This is a genomic window from Acinetobacter sp. CAU_H_29a_1, assembly GCF_058599505.1.
In genome coordinates this window covers 3,073,208-3,088,635 of the sequence record NZ_CM178655.1, presented here as the reverse complement: position 1 = coordinate 3,088,635, position 15,428 = coordinate 3,073,208, and the positions used below count along the sequence as shown (strand labels likewise).

Annotated in this window: 19 protein-coding genes; 8 read left to right on the top strand and 11 right to left on the bottom strand. The window is 42.6% G+C overall.

Annotation, left to right across the window (positions count from 1 at the left end):
* Positions 1-61: 61 nt before the first annotated feature.
* On the bottom strand, positions 62-544 hold the full coding sequence (locus AC4MDD_RS15525; RefSeq protein WP_004692547.1) for an RNA pyrophosphohydrolase: 483 nt from the start codon (positions 542-544) through the stop codon (positions 62-64).
* Positions 545-726: 182 nt separating this feature from the next.
* Between AC4MDD_RS15525 and AC4MDD_RS15520 the strand changes: the two genes are divergently transcribed.
* The 3 genes from AC4MDD_RS15520 to AC4MDD_RS15510 all read left to right on the top strand — a co-directional run bounded on the left by AC4MDD_RS15520 (position 727) and on the right by AC4MDD_RS15510 (position 2,404).
* The gene (locus AC4MDD_RS15520; protein ID WP_491881971.1) at positions 727-1,377 is read left to right on the top strand and encodes an HAD family hydrolase; all 651 of its coding nucleotides are present in this window, start codon (positions 727-729) and stop codon (positions 1,375-1,377) included.
* Between the two features lie 213 nt (positions 1,378-1,590).
* A complete protein-coding gene (locus tag AC4MDD_RS15515; RefSeq protein WP_004978928.1) occupies positions 1,591-1,836 on the top strand; it encodes a DUF2789 family protein in 246 nt (81 codons plus the stop codon).
* A 70-nt stretch (positions 1,837-1,906) separates the two neighbouring features.
* Positions 1,907-2,404 carry a DUF2628 domain-containing protein gene (locus AC4MDD_RS15510; protein WP_491881970.1) on the top strand — a complete coding sequence of 166 codons (498 nt, stop codon included), beginning with the start codon at positions 1,907-1,909 and terminating at the stop codon, positions 2,402-2,404.
* Positions 2,405-2,472: 68 nt separating this feature from the next.
* Here AC4MDD_RS15510 and AC4MDD_RS15505 read toward each other — a convergent pair whose 3' ends face one another.
* Both AC4MDD_RS15505 and AC4MDD_RS15500 read right to left on the bottom strand, forming a co-directional pair.
* The gene (locus AC4MDD_RS15505; RefSeq protein ID WP_004692542.1) at positions 2,473-3,330 is read right to left on the bottom strand and encodes a LysR family transcriptional regulator; all 858 of its coding nucleotides are present in this window, start codon (positions 3,328-3,330) and stop codon (positions 2,473-2,475) included.
* Positions 3,331-3,489: 159 nt separating this feature from the next.
* The gene (locus AC4MDD_RS15500) at positions 3,490-3,726 is read right to left on the bottom strand and encodes a DUF2061 domain-containing protein (RefSeq protein WP_004692541.1); all 237 of its coding nucleotides are present in this window, start codon (positions 3,724-3,726) and stop codon (positions 3,490-3,492) included.
* Between the two features lie 500 nt (positions 3,727-4,226).
* Between AC4MDD_RS15500 and leuC the strand changes: the two genes are divergently transcribed.
* The 4 genes from leuC to leuB all read left to right on the top strand — a co-directional run bounded on the left by leuC (position 4,227) and on the right by leuB (position 8,109).
* Entirely contained in the window at positions 4,227-5,660 is a 1,434-nt protein-coding gene (gene leuC / locus AC4MDD_RS15495) for a 3-isopropylmalate dehydratase large subunit (protein ID WP_159153405.1), read from the top strand.
* A 21-nt stretch (positions 5,661-5,681) separates the two neighbouring features.
* On the top strand, positions 5,682-6,332 hold the full coding sequence (gene leuD, locus AC4MDD_RS15490) for a 3-isopropylmalate dehydratase small subunit (protein WP_004692538.1): 651 nt from the start codon (positions 5,682-5,684) through the stop codon (positions 6,330-6,332).
* Positions 6,333-6,431: 99 nt separating this feature from the next.
* Positions 6,432-6,992, top strand: a complete 561-nt coding sequence (locus AC4MDD_RS15485; protein ID WP_005400864.1) for a hypothetical protein — start codon at positions 6,432-6,434, stop codon at positions 6,990-6,992.
* 37 nt (positions 6,993-7,029) lie between these two features.
* Positions 7,030-8,109, top strand: coding sequence for a 3-isopropylmalate dehydrogenase (gene leuB, locus AC4MDD_RS15480; RefSeq protein WP_004692535.1), 1,080 nt, complete (start codon positions 7,030-7,032; stop codon positions 8,107-8,109).
* A gap of 54 nt (positions 8,110-8,163) precedes the next feature.
* On the opposite strand, the gene AC4MDD_RS15475 is transcribed toward leuB, so the two are convergent.
* The 4 genes from AC4MDD_RS15475 to infA all read right to left on the bottom strand — a co-directional run bounded on the left by AC4MDD_RS15475 (position 8,164) and on the right by infA (position 9,463).
* The gene (locus AC4MDD_RS15475) at positions 8,164-8,592 is read right to left on the bottom strand and encodes a hypothetical protein (RefSeq protein WP_234304101.1); all 429 of its coding nucleotides are present in this window, start codon (positions 8,590-8,592) and stop codon (positions 8,164-8,166) included.
* A gap of 117 nt (positions 8,593-8,709) precedes the next feature.
* Positions 8,710-8,865, bottom strand: a complete 156-nt coding sequence (locus AC4MDD_RS15470; RefSeq protein WP_176537102.1) for a hypothetical protein — start codon at positions 8,863-8,865, stop codon at positions 8,710-8,712.
* 27 nt (positions 8,866-8,892) lie between these two features.
* Entirely contained in the window at positions 8,893-9,099 is a 207-nt protein-coding gene (locus AC4MDD_RS15465; RefSeq protein ID WP_419274795.1) for a hypothetical protein, read from the bottom strand.
* Between the two features lie 142 nt (positions 9,100-9,241).
* The gene (gene infA, locus AC4MDD_RS15460) at positions 9,242-9,463 is read right to left on the bottom strand and encodes a translation initiation factor IF-1 (RefSeq protein ID WP_004692529.1); all 222 of its coding nucleotides are present in this window, start codon (positions 9,461-9,463) and stop codon (positions 9,242-9,244) included.
* 230 nt (positions 9,464-9,693) lie between these two features.
* Between infA and AC4MDD_RS15455 the strand changes: the two genes are divergently transcribed.
* The gene (locus AC4MDD_RS15455; RefSeq protein WP_005400861.1) at positions 9,694-10,701 is read left to right on the top strand and encodes an AraC family transcriptional regulator; all 1,008 of its coding nucleotides are present in this window, start codon (positions 9,694-9,696) and stop codon (positions 10,699-10,701) included.
* Positions 10,702-10,788: 87 nt separating this feature from the next.
* On the opposite strand, the gene truA is transcribed toward AC4MDD_RS15455, so the two are convergent.
* The 4 genes from truA to AC4MDD_RS15435 all read right to left on the bottom strand — a co-directional run bounded on the left by truA (position 10,789) and on the right by AC4MDD_RS15435 (position 15,351).
* Positions 10,789-11,586, bottom strand: a complete 798-nt coding sequence (gene truA / locus AC4MDD_RS15450) for a tRNA pseudouridine(38-40) synthase TruA (protein WP_491881969.1) — start codon at positions 11,584-11,586, stop codon at positions 10,789-10,791.
* A gap of 12 nt (positions 11,587-11,598) precedes the next feature.
* Positions 11,599-12,567: an asparaginase gene (locus AC4MDD_RS15445; RefSeq protein ID WP_004692526.1), complete on the bottom strand. Its 969-nt coding sequence runs from the start codon at positions 12,565-12,567 to the stop codon at positions 11,599-11,601.
* Between the two features lie 49 nt (positions 12,568-12,616).
* A complete protein-coding gene (gene fimV / locus AC4MDD_RS15440) occupies positions 12,617-13,918 on the bottom strand; it encodes a T4P machinery localization factor FimV (protein ID WP_491881968.1) in 1,302 nt (433 codons plus the stop codon).
* Positions 13,919-13,983: 65 nt separating this feature from the next.
* Complete coding sequence (locus AC4MDD_RS15435; RefSeq protein ID WP_491881967.1) at positions 13,984-15,351, bottom strand: type IV pilus assembly protein FimV; 1,368 nt, start codon at positions 15,349-15,351, stop codon at positions 13,984-13,986.
* Positions 15,352-15,428: the final 77 nt, after the last annotated feature.

Below are 15,428 nucleotides of genomic sequence, written 5' to 3'. Positions count from 1 at the left end.
TGTGCGTCCAACTTATTTATAACAAGAGATCCTTAAAAAATCTGTAGGACGTCTAGATTTTTTAAGGCTTTTTTTGAGGGAGCTGATTGCACAGCTCCACCATCGCTTTGCGGTATACATCGCGTTTAAAATTCACAACTTGCCCCAGCGGGTACCAATAACTTACCCACTGCCATTGGTCAAACTCAGGCGGATCAGACAAATTCAAACGAATATTCTGAGCGGGAGCAGTGAGTTTGAGTAAAAACCACTTTTGTTTTTGTCCAATACATACGGGATCGGAATCTGTACGAATGTATCGGTGCGGCAAACGATAACGCAGCCAACCTTTAGTTTGCGCTACAATTTGGACGTGTTCGGGCAGTAAGCCAACTTCTTCTCTCAGCTCACGATAAAGTGCCTGTTCAGGGGTTTCTCCATATTGGATACCTCCTTGTGGAAATTGCCAAGCATTGTGTCCAATGCGTTTTGCCCATAAAACTTGTCCAAACTCGTTTGCCAAAATGATCCCGACATTGGGTCGGAAACCTTCCGAATCGATCATTTGGCTACCTAAATATTGTGTAATTTATGACTTTGCGATCGGGGATTTTTATTTCTGTATCCAACTCGAAAAAAGCAAAGTTTAAAAATGTTAAAATTGCTATGATCTTAACGAATTTCTATCGACTAGCGGAGATAGATTTACAAATTTTTTCTTAAATTTCAGTTTTTACGAGTATTTTCATGAAATTGGCGCTATTTGATCTCGATCACACCTTGTTAAACACCGATTCAGATCATTCTTGGGGAGAGTTTTTGGTGAATGAAGGCTTGGTCGATCCAGTTCGCCATCGCGCCATGAACGATAAATTTTATGAAGATTACAAAGCAGGGCAGCTCGATCCGATTGCCTATAATGAATTTGTGTTTGAATTTTTAACCCAACATGACAATACCTACCTTACTGAACTACATGAACTGTTCATGCACAAAGTGATTCGCCCGCAAATGCGTCCCGAAGGTTTTGCGGCCATTGAAAAACACCGCGATGCTGGACATGTTTTGGTTGGCATTACCGCAACCTCTGATTTTATTACCGCACCGATTTTCCGTGAGTTTGGGATTAGTGAAATTATCGCGACCAATGCTGAAGTGGTTGAGGGTAAATACACGGGCAAAGTGATCAATACACCATGCTATCAAAAAGGCAAATTGACGCGTTTAGATCAATGGCTTGCAGGGCGTGATGTTAGCGAGTCTTGGGCGTATTCAGATTCCATCAATGATCGCTTTTTACTGGAATACGCAGACCATGCCATTGCCGTCAATCCAGATGACCGCCTAGAAGCATTGGCTAAAGAGCATGCATGGAAAATTCAAGACTGGTCGATTTAAGTATCTGTCTTTCGTTGTTTAAAAAGGCTGCTTTTCGGGCAGTCTTTTTTATTTGAAAGGCATCGACTTAAAAAATGAAAAGTGCGTAAAGCGATAATAAAATATCGGGCTATAAGTCGGCTGATCTTGGAAAATTAACCAAATATGCTATGTTGAACCATGGCTAAAACTATTTTGATTATGAAAAATTAGAACATAAGCGTGGAGAAAAATATGAGTGTACGACCAAGAATGACCCATCTGTTTGAGCAACTCGGTTTAGATGCGAGTGAGGAGGCCATCGCCTTGTTTATTGTAACGCATCAGCTCAATGCACAAACCACGATTGTTGACGCGGAGTATTGGACTGAAGCGCAACGTCAGTTTTTGGCAGAAAAAATTAAATCGGACGGTGAGTGGGCCATTATTGTAGATCAGCTGAATGAATCCCTGCATGAAGATTCACTCATCCAAAAATAAGTAGAACTCAAAGAGGCTGAGCGTCGAAGCTTTGCCTCTGTTTATAAAAATAAGATAGAAGTAGAAATTTATGTCTTTCGATCATCAAGCTTTTCCTGACTCTACGTCTTTAGACTCTGTAGCTTCAGTTAATCAATTGGAACAAGATCGTGCCCTGTTTATAGGTGTGAAATATGAGTCTTACTATCAAGCTCAATTTGAAAAAATCACGCCAAGGAAACAATATGCAGGTTTTAATATTGCCGCCTTTTTCTTAGGTGTGGTCTGGTTATTTTATCGAAAAATCTACAGTTATGGCTTTATGGCCATTGGTTTGATTGTGGTCATAGGGATGGTTGAAATACTTTTGGGGATTGAAAGTTCTGGTGCAAATATTGGCTTGGCCGTAGCATTTGGAATGTTTGGGAAGATCTTGTATAAGCATCATGTCGATCAGCAGATTGCCAAAATTCGCCAATTTGGAAATAGCAACGTCAATACGGAATTAGAAAATCGTGGGGGTACAAATATCGTAGCAGGTTCGATCTTGCTGGTGATTTGGCTTGGGGCTGGTTGCACTGGCTATTAGTGCTTCTTAATTCGCTCGCGCAAAATAAAAAACCATCCTTGTGGATGGTTTTTTAATGCTTGTAAAGCTTAGTTCATCATTGCAATCAGCTCTTGCACCGCACGAGATTGGGTTCTGCCCGGATGCCAAACCATACCAAGTTGACGGTTCATTTCGAACTTCACATTCAACTGCTGTAGGTCTTGGTTAATCATCGTTTTTGGAAGCACTGACCAACCCAGTCCAATCGATGCCAACATACGAATCGATTCGAGTGGATTATTGCTCATGGTGATTTTAGGTTTCAGCCCTTGTTTTTCAAACTCTGCTAGTGTGATTTGGCTGGTATAGGTTTGTGATGCAGGCAATAAACTTGGGTACTGAATCAGGTCTTCGAGTTGTAAGTTTTGCATTTGTGCCAGCGGATGAAATGGCGCTGCTACAAAAACTAAAGGATCTTCCCAAATGGTGACGTACTGCAAACGTTCATCGAGTTTGGGTGGAAGCGTTAAAAAAGCCAATTCTAAGTCGCCAGCCAGTACTTTTTCATGCGCTTGCTCGGAGTCGACAAAGTGCACATCTAAGGTGACATTTGGAAAGCTTTGCACATAGCTACGCAAATGGCTCGGCAAGTGATGTAAACCAATATGGTGACTGGTGCCAATTTTGAGTTTGCCTTGGACCATGCCTTGTTCATGACTCAAGGTGTGATGAATGTCACCCAGTTCATTGAGCCAGTTTTTGACTTTAGGCAGCAGTGAATGCGCGGCATGTGTGGCTTGTACACCACGACCAGCAGACTCAAAAAGTTTCACACCAAAATATTCTTCTAAACTATGAATACGTTTGGTTACAGCAGGTTGCGTAATGAAGAGTTGATCTGCGGCTAAAGAAATAGAGCCGGTTTCCATGACTTTTACAAAAGCTTCGAAGGCTGCAAGATTCATAAGGATAATCTAGTTATGAAAGTATAATTAAATTATAAAATAATTTTATATGAATTGCGATCTTTAAAATGAACGGGAGCTTATTGGATCTGAACTGAAATAAAAAAGATCACTTGATGTGATCTTTTGGAGAGTTGAGAGGGCGCTTGATATAAGGGCTTAAGCAGGAATATTTTCTTCGGTAGTACGGTTCTTTTTCTCCCAAATACGTTCATGGAAAAAGAATGCGAAGGCTTGAACGGTTGGTTCTAATAAGCTGAGGGTGACCGCCATCCATAAGTTACCTGTGACAAAGTAAGCCACAATCATGGCCACAGTAATGTGCATGATGTAATAGCTTAGGGTTTTTTTGAATATGCGCTGATTGTTCGCTACAAATTTCTGAATGTTCGCCATGATAAATACCCTCTCAATAATGTCTTTCATTTGTAAATAGTAATTATTATCATTAATAAAGTCAAAATGAAATTTTGATTGCTCATGATTGGGTTTTTGAATGTAAGGTGACGTAGTCGATTGTTTGGAATGTTTGACTTGAGAAAACAAACTTCTGTAGATTTTACTCTTTAGCTTATGAATAGGTCGCTTTCTTTTTATTCAGATCAATGAAGAGAGCCTTAAAAAGTATTGGTCTAACTAGGGAAGATAAACCTTGCATGGCTGAGCAGGGAAATATACTGTGAGGCCTACAACAAGTTGATAAATAGGCGTATAGGGCTTGAATTAAAACCAGCGGTGAGGGCTTGTCATCAAAGGGATTGAAACAAAGAGGTATGAATTTAAAATAATTCCAAAAAGTTTCTAAATTAATAAAAATGATAAATTAGATTTATGTGAAATCGTCGCTATAATCGATTTTAATGAAAGAATTACCCAGTCCAGTGGAGTCAATCGACATGGCAGGCGAAAACCAACAAGCAAAAACATTGTATGACAAATTGTGGGATGACCACTTAGTAAAACAACGCGACGATGGCTCGGCTTTACTCTATATCGACCGTCATTTATTACATGAAGTGACTTCTCCGCAAGCCTTTGAAGGTTTACAACTTGCGGGTCGTAAACCATGGCGTTTAAGTGCGAATGTGGCAACCCCTGATCATAACGTTCCAACATCGACCAAAGAGCGCTCAGAGGGAATCGCAGGTATTGAAGATGATACTTCACGTATCCAAGTTCAAACCTTAGACGACAACTGTAAAACCTTTAATGTGGTGCAGTTTGACATTAATGATGTCCGTCAAGGCATTGCACACGTGGTCGGGCCTGAGCAAGGTTTGACTTTACCAGGTATGACGGTGGTGTGTGGAGACTCTCATACGGCAACACATGGTGCATTTGGCTGTTTGGCGCACGGGATTGGTACATCTGAAGTGGAGCATGTATTGGCAACCCAATGCTTGGTTCAAAAGAAGATGAAAAACATGTTGGTGCGTGTTGATGGTCAATTGGGTCAGGGCGTAACACCGAAAGACGTGGTTTTAGCCATCATCGGTAAAATTGGTACTGCAGGCGGTACAGGTCATGCCATCGAGTTTGGTGGTCAAGTGTTCCGTGATATGTCGATCGAAGGTCGTATGACGGTGTGTAATATGGCAATTGAAGGCGGCGCACGTGTGGGTATGGTCGCTGTCGATGACAAAACCATTGCCTATGTTAAAGACCGTCCATATGCACCACAGGGCGCACAGTGGGATGCTGCAGTTGCGTATTGGAATACCTTACATTCGGATGCAGATGCGCATTTTGACACAGTAGTTGTATTGCAAGGTGAAGAGATTGAGCCACAAGTGTCTTGGGGTACATCGCCTGAAATGGTGATTCCAGTGACTCAAGCTGTACCGACATTAGAACAAGCCAAAGATGAAGTGCAACGAAATGATTGGACGCGTGCTTATAACTACATGGGTTTAACCGCAGGTCAGGCATTGGCTGATATTCAATTAGACCGTGTCTTTATTGGTTCATGTACCAATTCACGTATTGAAGATATTCGTGCCGCGGCTGAAGTGGCTAAAGGCAAAAAAGTGGCAAGTACCATTAAACAAGCCATGGTGGTTCCAGGGTCTGGTTTAGTCAAAGCTCAAGCAGAAGCTGAAGGCTTAGACAAAGTTTTGATTGAAGCTGGCTTTGAATGGCGTGAGCCAGGTTGTTCAATGTGTTTAGCCATGAATGCAGACAAATTACAACCCGGTGAGCACTGTGCATCGACCTCTAACCGTAACTTCGAAGGTCGTCAAGGCAATGGCGGTCGTACGCATTTGGTGAGTCCAGCAATGGCAGCCGCAGCAGCGATTGCAGGTCACTTTGTCGATGTGCGTTCATTTTAATTCGGGCTTGGGAGCATAGACATGAAAAAATATACCGTTGAACAGGGTATCGTTGCACCTTTAGACCGTGCCAATGTCGATACAGACTTGATCATTCCAAAACAGTTTTTGAAATCCATTAAGCGCACGGGTTTTGGTGAAAACTTATTTGATGAGTTGCGTTATTTAGATGAAGGTTTTTTGGGACAAGACAATTCCAAACGTCCTAAAAACCCTGATTTTGCATTGAATCAGCCACGTTACCAAGGTGCGAGCATCTTAATTTCTCGTGCGAACTTTGGTTGTGGTTCAAGCCGCGAACATGCGCCGTGGGCATTGGAAGAATATGGTTTCCGTACTGTGATTGCACCCAGCTATGCCGACATTTTCTTTAATAATAGTTTCAAAAATGGCATGTTGCCTGTGATTTTGTCTGAAGAAATTGTTGACCAACTTTTCAAAGAATGTGCAGCAACAGAAGGCTATCAGCTGACGATTGATTTGGATGCGCAAGAAGTGCGTACACCATCGGGTGAAGCCTTCACATTTGAAGTCGATCCATTTCGTAAGCACTGTTTGTTAAATGGTTTGGATGATATTGGGTTAACTTTACAGGTTGCAGATGACATCAAAGCCTATGAAGAAAAGACCAAAGCATCACGTCCGTGGGTGTTTGCTGAAATTCATGCTTAATTGAAAATTCGATGCATCTAGTGCTTGGGGCCATCTCTTGTTAATATCGAGCAAAAGAATTTCAAACGTTTTGCTACTGGTAAAGGTTGGGCTTGAACAATGGTGACGAGTTACAGTCGTATCGCTCTACTGGCGTTGGTGGGAACATTAACTGCCTGCCAAAGCATGAATACGGCAAGCATAAAGCGGATTCAGGATACCCCAGCGAGTAAAAATAATGCACAGCTTTACTGTACTGGTACAGTGAACTGCGAATTTGAACGATGGAATCAGATCAAAATTGTGAATGCCGACAATCATCGTGTCAGCCGTGAGGCCATTCGAGAGAAGGTCGTGCGTCTAAAACGAGATGATTTGAATGAAGCGAATGCCTTGTTTCTGTCAGTGCCAGCGGGGCAACATGAACTGGTGATTCGCTTCTATCCTGTTTCGGTCGATCGTGCTGAAACGCTGCATGTGATTCATCGGTTTAAGCCTGCGGAACGCTACACCTTTAGAATGTTCCGTGCGCGAAGTCGACATCAGGGAAGCTTGTTGAATATGTCTGCACCTGACCCTTTGTGTGTCGATTTAAAGCAAAACCAAAGAACAATTCGTCGTTTTTGCAAACCTTACAATGTCTTAAATGGCTTGGGCGAGTTTGTAGAACAAAAACTTTAATCGTGTGAGTTAGAACTCACCAACAATGGAATATTTCATGTCTAAACATATTTTGATTTTGGCTGGTGACGGCATTGGTCCTGAAATTGTAAAAGCCGCAGAGCAGGTACTTACACGAGTCAATGATCAATTCAATTTAGGTTTAACGTGGGAACAGGGCCTACTCGGTGGGGCTGCCATTGATGCACACGGTTCACCTTATCCAGATGTGACCGCAGTACAAGCCAAAAATGCAGACGCGATTTTACTTGGTGCGGTGGGTGGTCCGAAGTGGGACAACATTGAGCGTTCGATTCGTCCAGAGCGTGGTTTGTTAAAAATTCGTAGTGAATTAAACTTATTCGCGAACTTACGTCCAGCTATTTTATATCCGCAATTGGCAGATGCATCAAGCTTAAAGCCTGAAATTGTAGCGGGTCTTGATATTCTCATCGTTCGTGAATTAACAGGCGGGATTTACTTCGGTCAGCCACGTGGTATTCGTGAACTTGAGAATGGTGAAAAACAAGGCTTTAACACCGACGTTTATGCTGAGTCTGAAATTAAGCGTATTGCGAAAGTGGCTTTTGAAATGGCCAGTTTACGTGGTGGTAAAGTTTGTTCTGTTGATAAAGCCAACGTCCTTGAAGTGACGGAGCTTTGGAAGCAAACCGTAACGGCGATGAAAGAAGCTGACTATCCAAACATTAACTTATCGCATATGTATGTCGATAATGCTGCAATGCAATTGGTGCGCGCGCCTAAACAGTTTGACGTGATTGTGACAGGTAACTTATTTGGTGACATCTTATCTGATGAAGCCGCGATGTTGACAGGTTCAATTGGGATGTTGCCATCAGCATCCTTAGATGAAAATGCGAAAGGGATGTATGAGCCATGCCATGGTTCGGCGCCTGATATCGCAGGACAAAATATTGCCAACCCATTAGCCACTATTCTTTCAGTGGCTATGATGTTGCGTTATACCTTCCGTGAAGAAGCTGCTGCTCAAGCGATTGAAGATGCAGTAGGCAATGTCCTAGATCAAGGCTTGCGTACCGCTGATATCATGTCTGAAGGCATGAGCAAAGTGGGTACTGCGGAAATGGGGCAGGCGGTTGTGGCTGCACTGAACTAAGCCAAAAGCAATTTGAAAACGCAGCTAACCGCTGCGTTTTTTTATGCCCAAGGTTTAATAACCTTTGCAGGCTTTACCTCGATATTGAATTGATTGCGCAATATTATCTTTTAACAAGAAGTGGACTTGGCACTCTAACTGAACATCATAAAATGGCGTATGTGTGGGAATAGGAATTGCACCGACACTGCTGTCACTGCGCATAGTGGGCATAGGAGTTGGAATTTGAATCCGCCTGACAATGGTATAACTCAGTTGGTTTGGTGTTTGAATCGGCGCACCTAAGGTCTCATAACCGAGCTGACGTAAGTTGAGTTCGCGCCGAATGCTCGATACATCTTGGCCGATATATTGTTCTAAATAGTCAGGGAGCGCAATTTTAGCGGGTGAAACGACGGTCTGGTGTTGTGCTGGAGAGCTGCTACAAGCTTGAAGGAGTAGAAAGCAGATGGAACTAAAACAACTGACAATAAAGGGCTTCATGATCATCCCCTAAGCAGAGAGAGACCCTTTTAGTATTGTATATCTGAACGTTCGTTTGAGTATGTTTCGAGTAATTTGAGATAAACGGTATGTAGGCGACTCAACATAACGCAGCCGTTAACACGCTTTGCCGATATAGTGAATAGATTCCACAAGACCATCATGCAGTCTGAACTCAATTTTACATTTCATTTCAATATTCAGGCTACCGCCGGAAGGTGTCTGAATGGGTGCACCCATACTGACACTGGTTCCAAGGTTGGGTGTTCCCATCGGAATAGGCATATTACGTAACAGAGTTTAGGTCAGTTTCTCTGGGGTATATACAGGAGCACCGAGCACTTTATAGCCCATGCTATTGAGGTTGAGTTGATTTTGAACTTGATGTGACGATTGTCCGATATAGTTTTGTAAGGTTTGCTTGAGCTGCGTTTGGCTTGTTGTGGCACAAGCAACACATAGCATTGGGAACAGTAAAATAGCGAGCTTCGTTGAAGTCGTCTTCATTATTGTTTTGGCGTATTAGGTTGTTATCTCATTTAATTATAGTTTGATTTTTGCTTGGAATATAGTTGATTCATAACGTTTTAGTCTGAGCGCAGACATTAAAAAAGCCACTTAAAAAGTGGCTTTTTCGCTTCGCTAAAACTTAGCGCGCACGATAAGTGATACGACCCTTAGACAAATCATAAGGTGTCATTTCTACTTTAACACTGTCGCCAGTCAAAATACGAATATAGTGTTTACGCATTTTACCAGAGATGTGAGCAATCACTTCATGACCGTTTTCTAAACGTACACGAAACATAGTATTAGGAAGCGTCTCGGTGACAACGCCTTCGAACTCGATGAGTTCCTCTTTATTGGCCATAGCCTACCTGAATGAATAAATTGGAAAGGCGCAAATTATAGTCAATTTTTTTGCATAAAACAAGGCGGAATGGGCGGTTGCCTGATCATCTGTCAGTAAAATAAGCGAACAAGAGGAATAAATATTTTCAACAAAAAAACTGTATAAGTTGTTGTCAGTTCGGTCAATCGCAGTTAATCTAATTTTAATGTTTTGTGTATAAATGAAGAACATACAAGGAAGGTTCTAGCGTGGGTCAGCTAACTGATGCATCGATTGTCTTGCGATTAGGCTACCAAGCGATTCGTCGTTCAGGGTTGCCAACAGAAGAAATTTTAACAAAGGCCGGTGTTGCGTTAAATCAGATGGAAACCAATGAGCGTACGCCTTTGAGCGCGCAATACGCTTTTTGGGTGGCGGCAGAAGAGGTGAGCCGAGATCCAGACATCGGTCTACATTTGGGTGAAAATCTGCCTTTATACCGTGGTCAAGTGATTGAGCATTTGTTTATTTCATCGGAAAACTTTGGTGAGGGTTTGAAACGCGCTTTGGCTTATCAGCGATTGATCAGTGATGCCTTTCATGCCAAGTTGGTGGTTGAAGATGATCGTTGTTATTTGACCAATGGAGAACAACCTTGGGCTGAAAATTTGGTCAATCGACATTTTTCTGAATGTGCGATGTCAGGTATTTTACGTTTCTTTAAATTTATTACTGAAGGGCGCTTTGAACCGATCTATATTGATTTTAACTTCAGTAAAGGCGCGTTTGATGATGAGTATTTCCGCGTATATGAGTGCCCTGTTAGTCTAGGACAAAAAGAAACTCGCTTATATTTTGACCCAAGTATTTTGGCTTATCCGTTGTGGCAGGCGGAACCTGAATTATTACAACTGCATGAGCAGTTAGCGATTGAAAAACTTCAAGAATTAGCCCGTTATGATTTGGTGGGTGAAGTACGTCGCGCGATAGGTTCAACCCTAGAAAGTGGCGAAACCACACTTGAAACAGTGGCTTCTCAGCTCAGTATTACCCCAAGGCGTTTACGCACACAGCTTAGTGAGGCGAATACCAGCTTCCAGCAAATTTTGTCTGATTATCGCTGCCGTTTGGCGAAAAAACTTTTGGCCAATACGGCTGAAAGTGTAGAGCGTATCGTGTATTTGACTGGCTTTTCTGAGCCAAGTACCTTCTATCGTGCGTTTAAACGCTGGACCAATGAAACCCCAGTGGAATATCGCAAGCGTAAGCAACGTTAAGAAATCCCTCCTAACCTCCCTTTATAAAAGGGAGGAATTTCTCCCCACCTTTGAAAAAGCTAGCTAGATGGAGGATTCAAAAATAAATTATTCAGGCATATTGAGCCAGTGCGGCCCAAGCGGTTGCTTAGGTAGCTTAAACTGCGCTGGATAGTCGGCATGAATGAAATACAGCCCATCAGGAGGGGCTGTAATGCCTGCGGCTTTGCGGTCTTCTGCTGCGAAAATCGCCTCAATATGCTCGACTTCATACATACCTTGACCAATTTCCAGTAAGCAGCCCATGATATTACGGACCATATGGTGCAAGAAGCCATCGGCCTGAATGTCGAGGACCAAATATGGACCATGTTGAATCAAGCGACAATGGCTGACATGGCGCACAGGTTGATTGGATTGGCATGCGGCTGCACGGAAGCTTTCAAAATTATGCGTACCTTCGAACTTTTGAGCAGCTTGCATCATCTTCGCTACATCTAGCGCATAATAGGCATGTGTGACTTGTTTATGCATAAGAGCAGGGCGTTGCGGGTGGTTATAGACGACATAACGATAACGACGTGCCTGCGCTTTGAAGCGTGCATGAAAGTCTTGATCCATCGCTTTGATCCACTGGATCGAGATATCTTTTGGCAGTTGGCTGTTGCAGCCCATTAACCAACTGCGCTCTGAACGAAGTGCAGAACTATCAAAATGCGCCACCATATTGGTGGCATGGACGCCAGCATCGGTACGACCAGCACCATGTAAGCTAATCGGTTCATTGGCAATTTTAGAGAGTACTTTTTCAATCGTCTCTTGTACGCTGATCACACCTGTTTGCTGGGTTTGCCAACCACGATAGTGTGTTCCACAAAACTCAATGCCGATCGCAAAACGTTGCATATGTACCTCAAATTAACCCAAATCATGCCAATGGCTGAAGCGTGCTTCAGCGCTGGGGTATTGTAAATACATTTTGAGGGCTTTGGCATACAGATCTGCATGCCCGAGGCAATCACTAACAATTATTTTGGCTTGGGTTGTCCACGCGGCAACTGCATAGCGCTGATCAGTACGGCCGAAAGGAACTTGGGTGCTTAAGATAACAACACAGCCTTGTGCGTAAAATTCATCGAAAAGTGCTATCAACTCGGCATTCACAGCTAAATTACCCGTTCCAAAACCTTGCAAAATGAGGAAATGTGGTGGGGCTGTAAGCAGGTTTTTCAAATTCTGCAATTGTTGCGCTAAGGCAACAGGTTGCATCATCAGATTGAGGCAATTGAACTGGTGGGATTGTTCTACATCACCTGTTTGTACTATGTGTGTTTTTAAGCTATGTGGAATCGGCTGTTCAGCCATGACGCCTGTAAAAGCATCCAGTTCTGTGGTATGTCGTTTTAACGCGGTTTGCGCATGCAATACCTGTTGATGAAAAGCCAGATACACTCCGACAGGATGTTTCATCACCGCATCTAAGGCAAAATTCAAATTACTAATCGCATCGCTAAATTCACGCGTATCTGTACCTTGTACATTAAGTAATGGATATTGGCTACCTGTGAAAACCACACGTGCGGAATCTGCAATAAAGTGTGCCGCGACAGCACTGGCATAGCTTAAGGTATCTGTGCCATGAATCACGACAAAATGCTGGAATTGTTGCAGTTGTAATTGTTGAATCTGCTGAATCAGCAATAACCAGTCTGCAGCCGTACAGGCGCTACTGTCTTTAATGACAGGTGCAATAAAACATTCAATGTCGAGATGAATCGGCAAGACATGTGTGAGCTTGGGAATAAAGTCTTCGGCAGGCATTGGTTGTAAGGGTTCGCCAATACAGCCAAAGGTTCCACCCATATAGATAAGCGCAATTTTTTTCATTATAAAAAAAGCAGTCGGTGATGACTGCTTTAGTTTAAAACGAAATGGCTTAGTATGCTATGCGACTCAGTAACTGTTCTACTTGCTGACGTTGTTCCGTAGAGTAACTTGGTTCTTGTTCAACCAAAATTTCACGTGCAGCTTCGAAAGCGCCGAGTTGAATGTATTGTTCAGCCAATTCAATGTTTAAGTGTATTTCATTGACTTCGTTCAGTTGAGGGAAAGACTGTACCAGAGGATCGCTTTGATCCACCGTATTGGCAGGTGCAGTAGACTCTAGACTAAAACTGAGGCTTGGCGTAACAACTGCTGGTGTTTCTTCTACTATCGCTTCACTTGAGCTAACCGTATCAAAAGAAAAAGCAGGGATGTCTTTTACTGCTTCAGCTGTGGATTCGCTTGAAAAATCAAATGTAAATTCAGGACGCTCATCTACAGCAGCCGGCGAAGTTTCTGCTTCTGGCGCTGTTGTAGGCGCTGTGTCGAGATTGAACGAAAAATCTAAAGGTTGGATGTCGGCTGCAGCAGTTTCTGCTGGTTGGGCAGGCGTGCTTTCTAAAGAGAGTGAACCGAAATCGAGCGGTTTAAGCTCTTCAGCAGGTTTGGTGGGTTCTGCTGTTGGTGTATTTAAACTAGAGATATCAAAATCTAAGCTTTGGACTTCGATGCTTGGTTCAGGTTGAGCAGTTGTTGTGGTGGTAAATGCTGAGGTATCAAAATCAAGCGGTTTAATGTCTTGAACAGGTTCAACAACAGGAGCTTGCACAGGAGCAGGAGCCGGATTGTTTGATGACATCAGGGCATCAAAGTCAGCAGTATTGGTTGCTTCTACAGGTTTTGGTGTAGACGGTGCAATTTCAGTCGGTTTAAACTCAATCGTGTCACGGCTATTTTGATGTAATTGGTCGTAATCCGATTTTTTGGCTTCTGCTTGCGCCAAAATATCACCCAGTTCTAAAGAACGTAAATGATTCAGCAATTGGCTGATGGCAAACTCGTCTTTTTGGAGCAAGTGAATATCGAGCAGCAGTAAATATAATTCGTGTTGTGAATTGTCTTTATTTAGGGCTTGGTTGATTTGTGCTTCAGCTGAGAAGAAATTGCGGTCGCGAATTTGACCTTCAATTTTATTACGTAGATCTGTGGCGAGTGGTGTCGTGGCTTTAGCAACAACATCTTCAACGACTTGAGTTTGTTGCGGGGATTTTTTAGACGAACTGGTTTTTTTGGCTTTGTTTTTTGCAGCAACCGCTTTTTGAGTTTTTGGTTCTGCTTCTTTACTCGCCTCACGCTTTTTTAAGACTATGGCAACAACCAATAGTAAGATAAATGGAATCACATAAATAAGCATGTTTTACCCCTTTTGAACTTGTCTTTGTGCAAGTTCATCCAAAATCAAATAATCAAAATAACACTTTAGTGTGTTGGCTTTTTCTCAGTTTGTTGTGCTTTCAATTGTTGTTGCAATTGTGCAAGACGAGCGTTTAGTAATTGAATTCTCTGATCTTTCTGATTAAGTGCCACTTCTAATTGTGTTACGTTTCTCTGTAATTTAACGGTTTTTTCACGGGATGTCATAACTTTTAATGACAACTCGTTTGATGTTTGATTCTTTTCTGTCGACTTCTTGGCAGAACCGTGGCTTGAATCTTGCTCTTTCTCTGCAACCAAACTCATCTCTGCTTGATTGAGGCGGTATTTCGCCTTGCCGGATTGCTGTGAACTTTGTTTTGGAAGTGATGAAACGGAGGCTTTTTGTTCTGATTTTGCTGTTTGTAGACCCGTTAAATTGAGGTTAGCACCACGACGTAAGCGGTTTACGTCACCTTGAATAAAGGCATGTTCATTTTTAGCTTTAATTTGTTGCATGACTTCACCGACAGGACGGTTTTCTTCAGCAGCAATACGCGATGCAATACCCCATAGAGATTCATTCGACCGAACAACATGGGCACTTTGAGGTGCGGCTTGGCGTGCATTAGTTACAGGGGCAGCAGGTGTTGTTTTTGCTGTCGATGGAATAGTTTGTGGGCTGGCCTGTGCAGAAATTGGTGCATCTGATTTTTGAACTGAATCTGCATACTTTTGCACCAACGGATCTGCTGATTTTTTTGCTTGCGTAATAGGTTCAACACGTGGAGCTGAAGTTTGAGCCGCTGCTGCAATTTGTGCAGAGGCTACTGAAATAACTTGTGTTGGTGCTGCAATAGCGGTCGCACTCATGCTTGGTGGGGTATGGTTATTGAGTTTGAGGGGTGTTGTATTTGTCGTCGGCGTAGCTGTTGTTTTTAAGCTATTGAATTGTGTGCTGACAGGTAAGTTCAGTGCAATATCTTTTTCGTTGACAATCACTACCGGTTTTAAGGCTTTTTCATTATTATTCGCGCGGGCTTGAAGTGCTGCCGAGCGTTTATTGGCTGTTTTAATATGTTGTAGTCGTGCCGCATTGCCTTCTTTGATTTTGACGACAATGTTCAGTTCCGCTTCAGTTAAAGGGCGTGAAGAAGTAATCGTAATTACACCTGTACTGGCGCTGGTACGACGGATAAAAAAGTTCAGATTACTGGGCGGCTGATGCATGACACCAAGAGACATTAAATCTTCTGCGCTAGCTAGACTGGCTTGAATCGGAGCATTCGGATCGGCATCGTGAAAGTTCAATTCTGCATACAACAGTTCCCCAGGTGCAGATTGAATTTGAATAGGATCAACAGTGATCGCATTCACATTTTGCGAAGCAATAATGGCTAAAATGGCTATCTTTAATTTGTTATTTACGGTCATCTTAATCTTTAGCTCGGTCACAGATCGCAAAGCGAAAATTATAGATTAGCGAGTTGTGTGTTATTTGTAAAACGTTA

What these genes read in the sequence shown, in the direction of transcription:
- AC4MDD_RS15485 (WP_005400864.1), top strand. Translation starts at nt 6,432, where the DNA reads ATGGTGACGAGTTACAGTCGTATCGCTCTACTGGCGTTGGTGGGAACA.
- AC4MDD_RS15525 (WP_004692547.1), bottom strand. Translation starts at nt 544, where the DNA reads ATGATCGATTCGGAAGGTTTCCGACCCAATGTCGGGATCATTTTGGCA.
- AC4MDD_RS15500 (WP_004692541.1), bottom strand. Translation starts at nt 3,726, where the DNA reads ATGGCGAACATTCAGAAATTTGTAGCGAACAATCAGCGCATATTCAAA.
- truA (WP_491881969.1), bottom strand. Translation starts at nt 11,586, where the DNA reads ATGCAACGTTTTGCGATCGGCATTGAGTTTTGTGGAACACACTATCGT.
- AC4MDD_RS15470 (WP_176537102.1), bottom strand. Translation starts at nt 8,865, where the DNA reads ATGGGAACACCCAACCTTGGAACCAGTGTCAGTATGGGTGCACCCATT.
- AC4MDD_RS15445 (WP_004692526.1), bottom strand. Translation starts at nt 12,567, where the DNA reads ATGAAAAAAATTGCGCTTATCTATATGGGTGGAACCTTTGGCTGTATT.
- infA (WP_004692529.1), bottom strand. Translation starts at nt 9,463, where the DNA reads ATGGCCAATAAAGAGGAACTCATCGAGTTCGAAGGCGTTGTCACCGAG.
- AC4MDD_RS15520 (WP_491881971.1), top strand. Translation starts at nt 727, where the DNA reads ATGAAATTGGCGCTATTTGATCTCGATCACACCTTGTTAAACACCGAT.
- AC4MDD_RS15515 (WP_004978928.1), top strand. Translation starts at nt 1,591, where the DNA reads ATGAGTGTACGACCAAGAATGACCCATCTGTTTGAGCAACTCGGTTTA.
- leuB (WP_004692535.1), top strand. Translation starts at nt 7,030, where the DNA reads ATGTCTAAACATATTTTGATTTTGGCTGGTGACGGCATTGGTCCTGAA.
- AC4MDD_RS15475 (WP_234304101.1), bottom strand. Translation starts at nt 8,592, where the DNA reads ATGAAGCCCTTTATTGTCAGTTGTTTTAGTTCCATCTGCTTTCTACTC.
- leuD (WP_004692538.1), top strand. Translation starts at nt 5,682, where the DNA reads ATGAAAAAATATACCGTTGAACAGGGTATCGTTGCACCTTTAGACCGT.
- leuC (WP_159153405.1), top strand. Translation starts at nt 4,227, where the DNA reads ATGGCAGGCGAAAACCAACAAGCAAAAACATTGTATGACAAATTGTGG.
- AC4MDD_RS15510 (WP_491881970.1), top strand. Translation starts at nt 1,907, where the DNA reads ATGTCTTTCGATCATCAAGCTTTTCCTGACTCTACGTCTTTAGACTCT.
- AC4MDD_RS15465 (WP_419274795.1), bottom strand. Translation starts at nt 9,099, where the DNA reads ATGAAGACGACTTCAACGAAGCTCGCTATTTTACTGTTCCCAATGCTA.
- fimV (WP_491881968.1), bottom strand. Translation starts at nt 13,918, where the DNA reads ATGCTTATTTATGTGATTCCATTTATCTTACTATTGGTTGTTGCCATA.
- AC4MDD_RS15505 (WP_004692542.1), bottom strand. Translation starts at nt 3,330, where the DNA reads ATGAATCTTGCAGCCTTCGAAGCTTTTGTAAAAGTCATGGAAACCGGC.
- AC4MDD_RS15435 (WP_491881967.1), bottom strand. Translation starts at nt 15,351, where the DNA reads ATGACCGTAAATAACAAATTAAAGATAGCCATTTTAGCCATTATTGCT.